Below are 13,112 nucleotides of genomic sequence, written 5' to 3' on the forward strand. Positions count from 1 at the left end.
CGATTTCCTCGGTGGCCTCGCCGAAGGTGAGCCCCCGCGGGCCGGACAGCTCATAGGTGCGGCCGGCGTGCCCGGGCTCGGTGAGCAGCGCCACCGCCACGTCGGCGATGTCGTCCACGTCGATGAATGGCTCCACGATGCCACGGGCGGGCAGCGCCAGCTCACCCGCCATGATCGGAGCGTGAAAGAAGTCCTCGTCGAAGTTCTGGCTGAAGTTCGTCGGGCGCAGGATCGACCACTCGACGCCGCAGGCGCGCACAGCCTCCTCGGCCGAGCGCACGTCCAGGCCGAAAGGAGAGTCGCCCCAAGTGTCGGCGCCGCGGCCGGACAGCAGCACGAACCGGCGCACGCCGGCGGCCACCGCTCTGGGTACGAACTCGTGCGCGGGACCCGGCACCTCGGGCGCGATGACGTACACCGCTGAGACACCGTCGACCGCGTCGTCCCATGTGGCCGGATCCGCCCAGTCGAAGCGCATCTCAGTCGATCGGGAGGCCGCCCGAACGGTTTTGCCGGCGGCCCGCAGCCTGGCGGCCACCCGCCGGCCGGTCTTTCCCGTGGCACCCAGTACCAGGAATACGTCTTGGCTCATGCATCTCAGGAAACCGTGCCAGGCGTGGACTTTCCATGGGTCAAAACCGCGCTTCGCATGTCCATCCGTCTACGCTTCGGTCATGGACGCCTTTGCCGATCTCCTGCGCGGGGTACGCGCCAACGGCTCTGTCTTCGGGCACTCGATCCTTTCGCCGCCGTGGTCGTTGCGGTTCGCCGACGGCGCGCCGCTGACACTGTGCGGCCTGCTTCGAGGCGAGGGGTGGATCATGGCCGAGGCACAGGCGCCTCAGCGCATCACGGTCGGTGAGGCGGTGGTCGTGCGCGGCCCACAACCGTTCTTCTTCGTCGACGATCCGGCCACGAACGCGCCGGCGGCCACCGACTGCGGGGAGCACCGTGCGATCCCCGCGAACGGCGGCACGGTCCACCGTCCCGGCCGGCGGACCTACGGCGACCCCGACGGGTCCACGACGCTGATCGTGGGCGCGTATCCGGTGCGCGGCGACATCGGCGAGCGGCTGCTCAAGGCGCTGCCTCCGGTGCTGACCGTGCCCGTGGACGGCGACACCGCCGCGGTGCGCGAGTACATCGCGGCGGAGGTCGCGCTCGATCGGCCGGGACAGCAGGTGGTGCTCGACCGCCTCTTGGACTGGCTGCTCGTCTGCACCCTGCGCGCCTGGTTCGACCGCCCGGACACCAGCGCTCCGGCCTGGTACACGGCGCTGAGCGACCCGATCGTGGGCGAGGCGCTGCGACTCATGCACGACGACCCGGCGCGCCCCTGGACGGTGGCGCAGCTGGCTTCCCGGACCGGCGTCTCGCGCTCCGCCTTCGCGCGCCGGTTCACCACGCTCGTGGGCCAACCCCCGCTGGCCTACCTCACCGAGTGGCGCATGACCATCGCCTCGGACCTGCTCATCGAACCGGACGCGACCATCGCCGACGTCGCCAACCGCGTGGGCTACGCCGACGCGTTCAACTTCAGCGCGGCATTCAAGCGCGTCAAGGGCATGAGCCCGAGCAACCATCGATCACAGCACGCGTGACCGGTCGCATCGACACGCGCATCACTCTCCACGCCTGACCAGCTTGACCTCACGCGGCATCAGGCCACGTCTCGAAGTCCCCGTCCGCGACAGCCCGGGCCGTTGTCCCAGCCGGCCAGGCTCAGCTCCCGCTCGGCGCTGGCGCGTGCCGGCCGGGGCCGTCTTGGCCTGCGGCGGCGAGGATGTCGCCAGGACGGGTACACGGGTACGGCCGCGACACCGGATGGCCAAGGCGAGTGCTTCGTGAGCGGCGGCGGGTGTGGCGTCAGGTGGGATGAAGCAGGTTGAGGTGCTCGATGCCGGGGATGATCAGGTGACCAGGTGGGGGCCGATGGTGCGGAACCAGTCAACTTCGACCTGGCGGCCGGGGGCGGCGATGCGGTGCGGGATGTTGTGCCAGTGTCGATCTGCAGGCCGACGCGCAGGACACGCCGCTCCTAAGTGCTGGTCTATGGCGGTGATCAGGGCGGGCAGCTCCGCGCCGGCGTCGTAGCCGGCGGGCCACCATGCCCGTCCACGGCGCCCCGGCGTGCGAGGTCGGGATCCACGTTGAGCCGTACCTGCTCAGGGCCGGTCATGAGGAAGGCTCGCGGCGTCGTGCGGCCAGGCGAGCCGGAGTCGGCCAGCGTACGTCACGGGCCCAGCCGAACCGCTCCAAGAGCCGGATCAGCCGGGCGGAGATGTCGATCTGGCCGGGCAGCACCCCGTGGCGGGCGCAGGTGGGGTCGGCGTGGTGGCCATTGTGCCAGCTCTCGCCGAACGACAGGATCGCCAGCGGCCAGAAGTTCGCGGCCCGGTCCCCGTTGCGGGTTTTCAGCGGCCGCTCGCCGAAGACATGGCAGATGGAGTTGATCGACCAGGTGACGTGGTGCAGCAGCGCGATCCGTACCAGGGCTCCCCAGAAGAACGCGGTCAGCGCGCCGCGCCAGGTGCCGGTGGCCAGCAGGCCGACGGCGGGCGGCAGCAGCAGCGAGGCCGCCACCAGCGGCCCGAACAGCCGGTCCACCCGGCGCATGTCGGCGTCGGTGAGCAGGTCCTTGGCAAAGCGCTGCCGGTTGGTGCGGTCACGCTCGAACATCCAGCCGACATGCGCGAACAGCAGCCCTTTGGCCAGGCCGCGCACGCTGTGCCCGTAGCGCCAGGGCGAGTGCGGGTCGCCGTCGCGGTCGGCGAAGGCGTGATGGCGCCGATGGTCGGCCACCCACTGGATGACCGAGCCCTGCACGGCCAGAGACCCGGCCGCGGCCAGGCCGATCCGCAGCGACCGCCCGGCCTTGAACGCGCCGTGCGTGAGGTAGCGGTGAAAGCCCACTGTGACGCCGAGCCCGGTCAGGACGTAGGCGCCGGCGGCGATCGCTACGTCGGTCCAGCTCAGCCCCCATCCCCAGGCCACCGGCACGGCGGCGGCGAGAGCCGCGAACGGCACCAGCACGAATACCCACAACGCGACTACCGCCGCGACCGATTTACGCCCGTCGATGATGGGTACCGCGCTGAGCCGCTCCCGATCGACGACGCCTGTCCCCGTCGACTCCATGCCAATTTCTCCCATCAAGCGTGCAGCGTCTTTCGCCCCCTTTGAACTGGTTCGCCTGCCCACGCCTTCAGCGATCACACTCCCCTTGGGCTGTTTTGGGATTGCCCGGGTGCTCTGGTGGCGAAAGCGTTCTGAGCGTGGGGGTGTTGGCCGGTCAGCGGTTCTGGCGGCGGCGCCGGCGGGCCAGGCGGCGGAGTTGGGTGATGCGGGCGGTGCCGAGCACCAGGGTGAGCAGGATCCCGCTGAGCATGGCGATCAGCATCGCGACCGCGAGCGGCAGCGTGCCGTGCAACCCGAGGAAGGAGACCTGCGTGGGGACGGTGTTCTGCAGCATGAACACGATGAAGGCGACGGACACGAGCGCGGCGGCCCATACGCCCGCCCAGGCCACGCTGGTGCGGGTGACGGGCACCGGCCGGGAGTCCTCGACGCCGGAGCCCGGGTCCGCGGGGCGCACGGCCGGCGCCGACGAGCTCTCGCCTTGGGGCACATCGGCCTCAGCCGTCTCAGCAGATGGCCTCGATCCGGTACGGAAGCGGCGCAGGATGTCCATGACAACCCTTTCGGTGAGCCGGCCTGGCAGGCACCTCAAAAGCGCGGGATGTCGTCGTTTCCGGATACCTCGACTTTACGTCACTCGCCCGGCACACCAAGGGGTACTCGCTGAGCGGCCACTCCGATGCTCAGGGAGGTTCGCCTTCGCACTCGGCATCGGTGTGAATCCCGGGTTGTGGGGCGCCGCAACGCCGGCAGTTCTTTCGCATGAGGGGTGGCACAAAAAAATGCCCGCGCCATGACGCGAGAATCTTCTCGCACGCCACAGCACAGGTTGAGCTTTCTGCGATGTTCAGCTGATGATCAGCTCTTGTCGCGAATCACATCGTAGTTGGAGAACTCGATCGGGCCCTCGCACAGTTTGGCCATGTGCGCGTTGAACCGGTCGGTTTCCGGAAGCTTGCTGTTACGCTGGGCCTCCTCGTAGGAGGAGAACTCCACGACGGCCACGTAGTGATCGGGGCGATCGCGGTGCTTCGCCACGACCTCGCGTCTTACATAGCGCGTCCCCTCGGTCTGTGTCCGCCACTCGTTCATGAGCGACTCGACTTCCGTGGCGCGTTTGGTGTCGAATTCCAGAATCTGTACGAAGCTCATAAGAGCCTCCCCTTTTCCTTGGCTTGCATCCTTATTCAATACCCATCCGAAAGAAATAGCAAGGAAATGTCGCACAAATTAGCGAATTCCACTCTCGGCATAAGGTGGTGTGAGGTCCACGCCAGTGAAAATATCCGGCCGATTTTGCGGGCCGGCGGGGCCCAAAAGCCACGATCCGGCAGGTCAGCACGATCCAGTGACTTCTCCTGAAAGATCTCGCCGGGCCCCATCTACGCTGCTGAGGCGAAGGTCGCCGACACGTGTTATCGCCCGAGGGCTTCGCGCGGTGTCGGGCTCCGGTCCGGGCCGTTGTCGATCGAGTGTCGCTCTGGACAGCTCGCCGGCGTTCCGTGCCCGGTCCTGGCGGGGGCAGCAGCTGACACTGCTGTGGCACGACGCCAACGCCTCACCCCACATCGCCACCGTCGTCGACAGCGCCCGACGCCTCGCCGAACGGCTCGGCTGGCTGGAACCCGCCGCCCTGCCCGCCGCCCTGCCCGCCGCCCTGCCCGCCGGACCACCGCCCGGCGAAGACGCCCCGACGGCCACCAGCCACAGTGATGAGCCTGTCTGATGCCCCGGTGATCGGTACTGGAGATGGAGCCTCCCCGGGATCGCCTACTTCCGGTACGGCACCCGGGAGTGCCGGCTCGAAGTGAACGAGTTCGACGCGTCGGTGTCGGGTGCCCAGGCGGATTGGGCAACGCCCTGGGCATCGCGCTCGGGAGACAGGTTGCTGGAAGCAGCCGGACAGGCCTTCACCAGCGGCCTGAACGTAGTCGGCGTGATCAACGCCGTCATCGCACTCGGCCTGGTCGCGCTCGCACCAGCCGCCTTCCGGCACCTCAAGCAGTAGCCTCGCGGCACGCGATCGCGAACCACCCGCCGCGTCGTGCGGACCATCTTCGTATGGGTTACGTGGAAGCCGACGGCCAGGAATGATCATCGTACGACCACGGACAGGGGAGATCTGTTGGGCACGGTGGTGCTGGAGGAAGAAGGGGCCGGTGCTCACTCGGCACGAGCGGGAGGTCCAATGGCCGGCGATGTGGACCGCCCTGGGTCGTGCGCCCCGGACGATCGATGCCTACGCTCGCGGCCTGGCCGAGTACCTGGGGTGTGCGACCGCGAGGGCGCCGCGATCCAGGAGCGATGAGTGCCCGTCCGCCTGTTCGAACCGCCCGTGGTCGTGGTGGCGATGAATGTCTGATCCTGGGCCAGACGTGGGCGCGGCTTCTGGTGACGGGTTCCGATGATTTGCCGGGCCGGCTAGTAGCGGTGTGGTCCCACGTGCCCCTCGAACAGCAGACACGGCGCCGGCTCATCCCCGTAGGGGGAGCGCGGATCGGGGTTGGGGTCGGCGCGCTCGGCCGGGCACGGCGGCAGCGTGACGAGTTCTCGGGCACGGATGTCCCAGCGGATCCAGATGAACCGGTCGGGGTCGGGCAGCAGCTGGACGTGAGCTGCGTGGGCGCCCGCGTGGCCGGGCTGCAGCTCACACCCGTAGACGGCCTTGCGCTCGTGCCGGCCGCCGTCGGCCAGCGGTGCCCACTCGGCGTCGGTGAGCACGTTGTAGTGCGGGCAGTCCTGTTCACCCGTGTGCCGTTGCAGGCCGGTGGCCAGCGCGGCGGCCAGCCCCGCTGCGGTGAAAACCTGATGGACGGCCTCGTGGACCAGCTCGACGTCGTCGTTGCTCAGCTCCGCCGCACCGAGTTGGTCGGCCAGCAGTCGCACGTGGGTGGCGAAGTGCCGGCATGCGTCGACCAGCGCGTTCACCGGGGCCACTGCGTTGTGCGGCGGGTCGGCCGGCGCGTCTTCGTGCGTCACAACGGACACGCTACGCCGCCCTCCGGTCATGCGCACGGCGGTGGGCGATGCTCCCAGAGCGTGTCGAGGCAGCACAGCGCGGGGTCGCCGGTGGCAGGCAACGGGTGAGGTCTGTAACCAACCTTCCGGAGCCGGGTTTCCCGGGTTGGTGGGGACAGGTGGCCAGCGCTCTGGTCGGGGCGCATTTGGGGGCTGCTCCGCCTCTGACGCCCGCGCTACCGCTACCGTCATCTTCCGGTGGGTTGCGTGATGACCAGGGGCATCGTCAGGCAGTCGAGCTGGGGCTTGGCGCTGTGCCCATTCTCGTCCCCGCCGATGGCGGCGGTCGCAGCGCTTGGGCGGGCGGCCGCCCCGTCGATCAGCCCCCCGCCAGCCGCCGGGATGCCGCTGAAGGGTCTGTGGTGGTGACCGCCTACTACCGTTGCGATGGCCCGTAACGTACGCCAGGCGCTCGCGCACCGGACAGCTGGTGGCGATGTCCAACTCGCCGTGCAGGTGGACACGGTGTACACGGTGGACACGGCCGAGCGGGTGCTCGTCAGGAGAGGTCAGGCCGTCGGACGAACTTCCGGCGCTCACCGCATGGGTCCTTGGATACCACCCCGCCGCTACGCTCTGCCCACCGAAGCCGACCAGGCCGCCGCTACGCTCTGCCCACCGAAGCCGACCAGGCCGCCGCTGCCGCAGCACCGGAGGCGGATGTGGAGGGCACTTGCCTACGGCGTTCGATCCTGGGCAGGTGACCCTTACGGATTCTGGCGAAAGGAGCCGGCCGTGCCTGAGAACGTCGCACTGAACATTCGATTCCGCCTGGTGGGCGGTGAAGACATCTCCGTGATGAGCGGGGATTTCGACGGGGAGCCGGAGGCGGTGGCGGCGATCGCTCATGCTGTGGACGAGCGGCGCAGCCTGGTGTTGATGCGGGCGAGATATGACCGTGAGGCCGACGTGAACGGCGTGGTCATCAACCTCGCCAACGTGGTGTCGGTGCGTGTGTCGAAGACAGACAGCGCCGAGGCGGGCCAGTACCTGTAGCGGGCGAGCCGCCCCGACATGCCCTGACATCGGCCGCCCGGACGGCGTCCTCAGGCAGCTGCACAAAAAGGAGGCTCGTGTTGGGTCAAGGCCGGATAACGGCAGAGAGAGAAGCCGGTACGGGGGAACTGAATCAATCGTGACGGGACGTGTGCCGGAGAGCCACAACCTTGCGGTGGACCGGTCGGAAGGCTTCGGCGAGCGGCTGTTGGGGCAGTTGCTGGACCGGGCCCACACCATGCCGCCACAGCTCATCGCTCCGCTGGTGGCGGAGGAGGTGCGCAGGATCGGTGGCCGAGATGTGTCGATCCTGCTGCAGGACTATGACCAGGAGATGTTGGTGCCGCTGCCGGGGCGAGGGCTCACTGGCGGCGATCCGTTGCCCATTGACGGGTCATGGGCTGGTGAGGCCTTTGTCAGCGAGACGAGGGTGGAACATCCGGTGGACGACGGCATCCGGATGTTCCTGCCACTGCTCGACGGCAGTGACGAGGTCGGCGTGATGGCACTGACCCTCAGCAGGGTCGACGACAACGACCGCCGGTTGCTGCGACGGCTGGCCGGTCTGGTCGCCGATATGCTCGTCACTAAGAACAGCTATACAGACCAGTTCTTCCTGGCACGGCGTCGCAAGCCGATGAGCGTGTCGGCGGAGATTCAGTGGTCGCTGTTGCCCCCATTGTCGATGGCCATCCCACAGGTCGCGGTTGCCGGAATCATGGAGCCCGCCTACGACGTCGCCGGGGACAGCTTGGACTACGCCCTCAACGAGGAAATCCTGCACATCGCCGTCATCGACGCGATGGGCCATGGCCTGAACGCTGCCGTACTGGCGACCGTGGCCATTGGCGCCTACCGGCACGCCCGGCGCGCCAACGTGGGGCTTGCCGAATTGTATGAATTCATGGACACCGCCATCAACGAACAGTTCGGCCCCGACCAGTTCGTCACGGCACAGATGGTGCGTCTGGACATCGGGTCGGGTCACTTGGAATGGGTCAACGCAGGGCACCCGGCGCCGTTGCTGATCCGCGGCAACCGGGTCATCGAGGCGTTGGAGGGCGCCGGCACCCTCCCGGTCGGCTTCGGCGGTGCCGCCCCGCAGATCAACACACGGCAGCTCGTGCGCCATGATCGAGTGCTGTTCTACACCGATGGTCTCGTCGAAGAGCACGAGACCGGCGGCGAGCAGTTCGGCGAAGAACGTCTGATCAACTCCATCGAGCACGTCGGGCCTATGACGAGAAGCGTGCAGGAGATGGTACGAAGCCTCTCTCACACACTGATGCGCCAGAGGAAGGGGACGACAAGTGATGACGCCAGCCTCTTCCTGGTCGAATGGTACGGCGGAACCGCCGACCACCTCGCCGAAGTCGACCTCTGACCGTTCTGAACGCGTTCCCGACTCGGTAGTGCCGGGCGGTCGGGAGGAGGCGATTCCCCCGGTTCCCGCAGATCCGTACGTGAAGTGGGCCTCTATCCAGCTGAGCTGCGTCGTCGAAAGGTTCGCATGGTCGCCGAGGTGCGGCCGGATTACCGACCGAGCTGAAGCGGCTGCGCCGGGAGAACGCCGAGCTCCGGCGTGCGAACGAGATCCTGAAGGCCGCGTCGGCTTCGTGCGCCCTGGACGCTGACGGTGGGTCGGTGTAGGTGCCGATCCGCTGGTTGAGGGTGCTGTGCGAGAGATGGAGGTGGGCCCTCCGTGCCGCCGGAGGCTGCAAACCATCACAAGCTGCGTCGGTCAAGAGCCGGGGCGATGAGCGTTGCGAAAAAGGATCCTGGCCAGCCGCGGATCGGCGGTCTTGCCCGCCATCGGCTCCAGGCGGAGCCACTTGGTGACCGGGTCGCCGAGGTTGAGCAGGCCCTCCTGGGCCAGTGGCAGGATCGCCGTCGCGGTGATGTGCTTGCCAAGGCTCGCCAGGCGGAACTCGGAAGTCGGCGTGACGGCGGGGCGCCCAGAACTATTGGTCTGGATCGGGCCGAGGGGGGATGTCGCACCGGCAGTCAGGTCTCGTGGTCCCCTTCTGCTGTCACGAGGGCGAAGGTCGCTATCGCGCAGGCGAACAGGCAGATGACGCCGAGGCCGAGGAGCCAGCCGGGATCGGCGAGGACGGTCAGGCCGGCGCCGATGAGCAGTGTGGCGCCGGCGAGGCCTTCGAGCAGGCGGCGTTGTTCTCGGCGGGCGATGGACGGTGGGGATGGGATGCCGACGTCGGTGGCGGCGCTGGGGTCCAGGTTTCCTCGGAGGAAGAGCCGAAACAGCAGAATGAGTGAGGGCAGCAGCACGATCGCTCCGCCCGCGACGGTGACGATGACAGCGAGCAGCGTCGATCGGCCGGCGGCGGCCTGCTCGATGGTGAGCCCGGGCAGAAAGTGCGGCCGCTGGGCCAGGGCCCAGCCGGCGACGATCGCCGCGACGGCGACCGCCGCGGAGGCGCGGGCCGGGCCGAAGCGGGAGCGCCAGACGAGCAGCAGGGTCGCAACGCCGGCCGTGCCGGAGATGCCGACCATCACCGCGCCGCCGTCGCTGGTCAAGCCGGCGAACAGGGGCGGGGCGTCGTAGCGGACGACGATGAGGCCGACCAGCGCGAGCGCTCCCGCGCATCCGCCCGACGCGAGGGCGCGGGCGCGAAAGTCGCGCTCCAGGCTCCTGGAACCGAATCGGCGCGCGTCGGCGGCAAGGTAGACGGCGGCAAGATATCCACCGGCGGCGACCGCGAGCCCGCCGATGAGCACCGAGGTGGGGTTCAGCCAGCTGGTGACGAGGTCACCGGCGGCGTTGCCCACCGGGACGCGCCCGGAGGCGATCCCGCCCGCGACCGTGCCCAGCGCGAACGGCGTGAAAACGGAGGACAGGGCGAACAGGTACTCGATCGGCCGCTCCCCGCGAGCACCGTCGAGCTGGCCGCGCAGCGCGTAGGAGGCGCCTCGGAGGATGATCCCGACTGCGGCGACGAACAGCGGCACCGCCAGGGTGGACGTGATCGAACCGAAGGCCACGGGGTATGCCGTCCAGCAGACGACCAGTACGAAGATCAGCCACACGTGATTGGCTTCCCATACCGGTCCCATCGCGTGGCGCGCATGGTGCCGGATGGCCTCATGGCCGGCTTCTCCGCGGCCGGCCAGCAGCGTCCACAGCCCCGCACCGAAGTCCGCGCCGGCCAGCACGGTGTAGGCGGCCAGACCGGCGAGGATGAACACCATCGGGATCTCAGTCATTGCGGTCCACCTCGATCGGCACGCGGCTGAAGCGGTGCAGCAGCCACGCGACGCCGCCGGCGAGTCCCAGGTAGACCACGATCAGGGTGCCGTAGCCGAGGGGTATCCCGGATGCGCCGGTGACCACCTGGCCGGTCCGCATGATCCCGTACACGATCCAGGGCTGGCGCCCCACCTCGGTGGTGATCCAGCCGCAGATGAGCGCGACGACCGAGAGGGGTCCGGCCAGGACGACCGCGCGGAAGAACCAGCGCGATCGGGGCAGCCGTTTGTGCCGCAACCGGACATAGAGGTAGATGAGGCTGAGCAGCGCGAGCAGCATCCCGATGCCGATCATGCTCTGGAAGGCCAGGCGTACGACGTTGACCGGCGGCTGATCCTCCACCGGCACCGTGTTGAGGCCCAGAACCGTCGCGTTCGGATCGTGGAAGGCCAGCAGCGACAGCAGGTGCGGGATCTCGATGCCGTAAACCACCTCGTGGCCGTCGTACCAGCCCAGGAGATGCTCGGGCGCGCCACGGGTGGTCCGAGCCAGCCCTTCCATCGCGGCCAGTTTCACCGGCTGGTGTTGGGCGACTTCGCGCGCGGCCCAGTCACCGATGAGCACCTGCAGCGGCGCGGCGACCGCCGCGGCCGACAACGCGACCGTCAGGGCCGTGCGGCGGTAACGGTCCCGGCGGCCGCGCAGGAAGCCCCACGCATACGGCGCGGCGACCAGGAAGCCCGCGACGATGTAACCGGCGACATACATGTGCACGAATTCATGCCAGAAATAGCCGTTCCCGAACAACGCCGACCACGGCTGCGCCTCGGCGACGCGGCCATCCTGCATTCTGAACCCACCGGGATGGTTCATCCAGCCATTGACGGAGATCACGAACAGTGAGCCCATGACGCCCGCGATCGCCACGGGAATGCCCGCCAGGAAGTGCAGCCGTGGCCGCAACCGGTCCCACCCGTAAACGTAGATCGCAATGAAGATCGCCTCGATGAAGAACGAGAAGCCCTCCAACGTGAACCCCAGCCCGAATACGCTGCCGAAACCGGCCATGAAGCCCGGCCACAACAGCCCCAGCTCGAAGCTGAGAATCGTCCCGGTCACCACGCCGATGGCGAACAACGCCAGCATCACCTTCGACCAGCGCCTGGCGAGCGTACGAAAGAGCGTGTCGCCGGTCCGCAAGTAACGCCACTCACAGAACAGGACCATCGCCGGGAAGGCGATCCCGAAGCACACCAGCGGGATGTGCACGGCCAGCGACAGCGCCTGCATCTGCCGCGCCTGAAACAGGTAATCCTGATCGATCGACGCGAACGCGCCGCCAAGGGCCGAGATCGCCACGCTCACGTTGTCTCTCACCTCGCTACCTCACCGAACCGGTGGCCCGCACGACACCCACTCAGTACGGCGGATGACGCGGGCGACCGGCGGCCACGTCATCCACCGGACTGAGCGGAATCGAGGAATAACCATTGGCCGTATTCGCCACGCCCCGGACGGCCGGGCCCGGGTCACTTGGCCGGCCCGAAGACCTCCGACATGGTGGAGGTATCTGAGATCGACACTATAAGGAGGCCTTCGTGCCCGACCGTAAGGCTCGCCGGACCGCCCACGGTAGACGTCCGCTTCTCGGCCACCTCACGGCCAGTGCGATCGTCGTGCCGCGCACAGGTGGAGTGGAGCAGGGCGGTTTACGGCGCATCGCCTGAGCTGCCGATGACGTAGCTGCCCAGGTCACAGCTTGTTCGCCGGGTACCGGCACATCAGCGGGTCGTGAGCGTGCGGCAACCTCGTCGATGCCCGCTGGCGGGCTCGGTGCACCCGCCGGCCTGCCCCACCACCGCCCGGATGGCGATGAGACCGCGGCGGATCCGATGAGACTCGCCACATGCGCCATGAAACTTTCATGGCGAATCCGGCAGCACGGCTGCACAGCATGATGGTGACGCTCTCGCCCCATTCCGTCCCCCCTGACCTCGGCGGACGCGCCGTCTGGCGGTGGGGCTGCCGTGCAGCGGGGGTTTCGATTGCATGCCCGGCCTTTCCCTGCTCGGGAGTGCGTGCTTAGATTCGCTCGTCCTCGGAAAGCGCTTACCAAGCCTATGGAGACCAAGGATGCGCCTGAAAGCCGTCACCACCTGCGCCGGCCTGCTGGCCGGCGTGCTCGTTGGACTGTCACCATCGGCCGCGCACGCAGCGCCCACGCGGTACGAGGCCGAAACTTCTCCGGCGGTCTGCACCGGCACGATCGACTCCAACCACGCCGGGTTCTCCGGCAGCGGGTTCTGCAACGGCACCAACGCCGCAGGCGCCCACGCCCAGTTCACGGTGAACGCCTCGGCGGCGGGTACGGCGACGCTGGCAGTGCGGTTCGCCAGCGGCACCAGCAGCAGCCGTCCCGCCGACCTGACCGTCAACGGTACGACCGTGCAGTCAGTGTCGTTCGAAGGCACAGGTGCATGGAACACCTGGGTCACCAAGACCATGACCGTGTCGGTGAACTCGGGCAGCAACACCATCCGGTTCAACCCCACCAGCAGCGCCGGCCTGCCGAATATCGACTACATCGACGTGGAGGCGGGCGGCACGACGCAGCCGCCGGGCGACACGCTGTACGTGGCTCCCGGCGGCAGGGACAGCGCGGCTGGGACGCAGGCGGACCCGACCACGCTCACCTCGGCGATCACCCGTATCGCCGCCGGCGGGACGATCTACATGCGCGGCGGGCGGTACGACT

General features: G+C 68.3%; 14 protein-coding genes and 1 pseudogene. 5 read left to right on the forward strand and 10 right to left on the reverse strand.

The window, feature by feature from the left end; translation table 11 throughout:
- Positions 1–592, reverse strand: a 592-nt coding sequence (locus ACTWPW_RS59720) for an SDR family oxidoreductase (RefSeq protein WP_443174329.1), incomplete at its 3' end; no start/stop codon positions are given.
- Between the two features lie 82 nt (positions 593–674).
- Between ACTWPW_RS59720 and ACTWPW_RS59725 the strand changes: the two genes are divergently transcribed.
- A complete protein-coding gene (locus ACTWPW_RS59725) occupies positions 675–1,601 on the forward strand; it encodes an AraC family transcriptional regulator (RefSeq protein WP_443174330.1) in 927 nt (308 codons plus the stop codon).
- Positions 1,602–1,910: 309 nt separating this feature from the next.
- On the opposite strand, the pseudogene ACTWPW_RS59730 reads toward ACTWPW_RS59725, so the two are convergent.
- From ACTWPW_RS59730 to ACTWPW_RS59750, 5 genes and pseudogenes are all read right to left on the reverse strand, one after another.
- Positions 1,911–2,117, reverse strand: a pseudogene (locus ACTWPW_RS59730) (DUF5994 family protein); the annotation flags it as partial.
- Between the two features lie 58 nt (positions 2,118–2,175).
- Positions 2,176–3,138, reverse strand: coding sequence for an acyl-CoA desaturase (locus ACTWPW_RS59735; protein WP_443174331.1), 963 nt, complete (start codon positions 3,136–3,138; stop codon positions 2,176–2,178).
- A 154-nt stretch (positions 3,139–3,292) separates the two neighbouring features.
- Positions 3,293–3,691 carry a LapA family protein gene (locus ACTWPW_RS59740; RefSeq protein ID WP_443174332.1) on the reverse strand — a complete coding sequence of 133 codons (399 nt, stop codon included), beginning with the start codon at positions 3,689–3,691 and terminating at the stop codon, positions 3,293–3,295.
- A 305-nt stretch (positions 3,692–3,996) separates the two neighbouring features.
- The gene (locus tag ACTWPW_RS59745) at positions 3,997–4,290 is read right to left on the reverse strand and encodes a hypothetical protein (RefSeq protein WP_375117496.1); all 294 of its coding nucleotides are present in this window, start codon (positions 4,288–4,290) and stop codon (positions 3,997–3,999) included.
- Positions 4,291–4,696: 406 nt separating this feature from the next.
- The gene (locus ACTWPW_RS59750) at positions 4,697–4,846 is read right to left on the reverse strand and encodes a hypothetical protein (RefSeq protein ID WP_443174333.1); all 150 of its coding nucleotides are present in this window, start codon (positions 4,844–4,846) and stop codon (positions 4,697–4,699) included.
- A gap of 99 nt (positions 4,847–4,945) precedes the next feature.
- Between ACTWPW_RS59750 and ACTWPW_RS59755 the strand changes: the two genes are divergently transcribed.
- Positions 4,946–5,146, forward strand: a complete 201-nt coding sequence (locus tag ACTWPW_RS59755; protein ID WP_443174334.1) for a hypothetical protein — start codon at positions 4,946–4,948, stop codon at positions 5,144–5,146.
- 413 nt (positions 5,147–5,559) lie between these two features.
- Here the strand turns inward: ACTWPW_RS59755 and ACTWPW_RS59760 are convergent, their stop codons facing one another.
- Positions 5,560–6,117 (reverse strand): hypothetical protein, encoded by a 558-nt coding sequence (locus ACTWPW_RS59760; RefSeq protein ID WP_443174335.1) that lies wholly within the window; start codon positions 6,115–6,117, stop codon positions 5,560–5,562.
- 774 nt (positions 6,118–6,891) lie between these two features.
- Here ACTWPW_RS59760 and ACTWPW_RS59765 point away from each other — a divergent pair.
- On the forward strand, positions 6,892–7,152 hold the full coding sequence (locus ACTWPW_RS59765; protein ID WP_375119057.1) for a hypothetical protein: 261 nt from the start codon (positions 6,892–6,894) through the stop codon (positions 7,150–7,152).
- 139 nt (positions 7,153–7,291) lie between these two features.
- A complete protein-coding gene (locus ACTWPW_RS59770; protein WP_375119058.1) occupies positions 7,292–8,536 on the forward strand; it encodes a PP2C family protein-serine/threonine phosphatase in 1,245 nt (414 codons plus the stop codon).
- Between the two features lie 357 nt (positions 8,537–8,893).
- On the opposite strand, the gene ACTWPW_RS59775 is transcribed toward ACTWPW_RS59770, so the two are convergent.
- The 3 genes from ACTWPW_RS59775 to ACTWPW_RS59785 are packed head-to-tail and all read right to left on the reverse strand — an operon-like array spanning position 8,894 to position 11,722.
- Positions 8,894–9,247, reverse strand: coding sequence for a serine hydrolase (locus ACTWPW_RS59775; RefSeq protein ID WP_443174338.1), 354 nt, complete (start codon positions 9,245–9,247; stop codon positions 8,894–8,896).
- Complete coding sequence (locus tag ACTWPW_RS59780; protein ID WP_375119059.1) at positions 9,157–10,374, reverse strand: cytochrome d ubiquinol oxidase subunit II; 1,218 nt, start codon at positions 10,372–10,374, stop codon at positions 9,157–9,159. The genes ACTWPW_RS59775 and ACTWPW_RS59780 overlap by 91 nt, the downstream gene beginning before the upstream one ends.
- A complete protein-coding gene (locus ACTWPW_RS59785) occupies positions 10,367–11,722 on the reverse strand; it encodes a cytochrome ubiquinol oxidase subunit I (RefSeq protein ID WP_443174336.1) in 1,356 nt (451 codons plus the stop codon). The genes ACTWPW_RS59780 and ACTWPW_RS59785 overlap by 8 nt, the downstream gene beginning before the upstream one ends.
- 768 nt (positions 11,723–12,490) lie before the next feature.
- Here ACTWPW_RS59785 and ACTWPW_RS59790 point away from each other — a divergent pair.
- The coding region (locus ACTWPW_RS59790) for a carbohydrate-binding protein (RefSeq protein ID WP_443174337.1) at positions 12,491–13,112 on the forward strand (622 nt) is incomplete at its 3' end.

Source organism: Nonomuraea sp. KM90 (assembly GCF_052246675.1).
In the GTDB taxonomy this organism is placed as follows: Bacteria; Actinomycetota; Actinomycetes; order Streptosporangiales; family Streptosporangiaceae; genus Nonomuraea.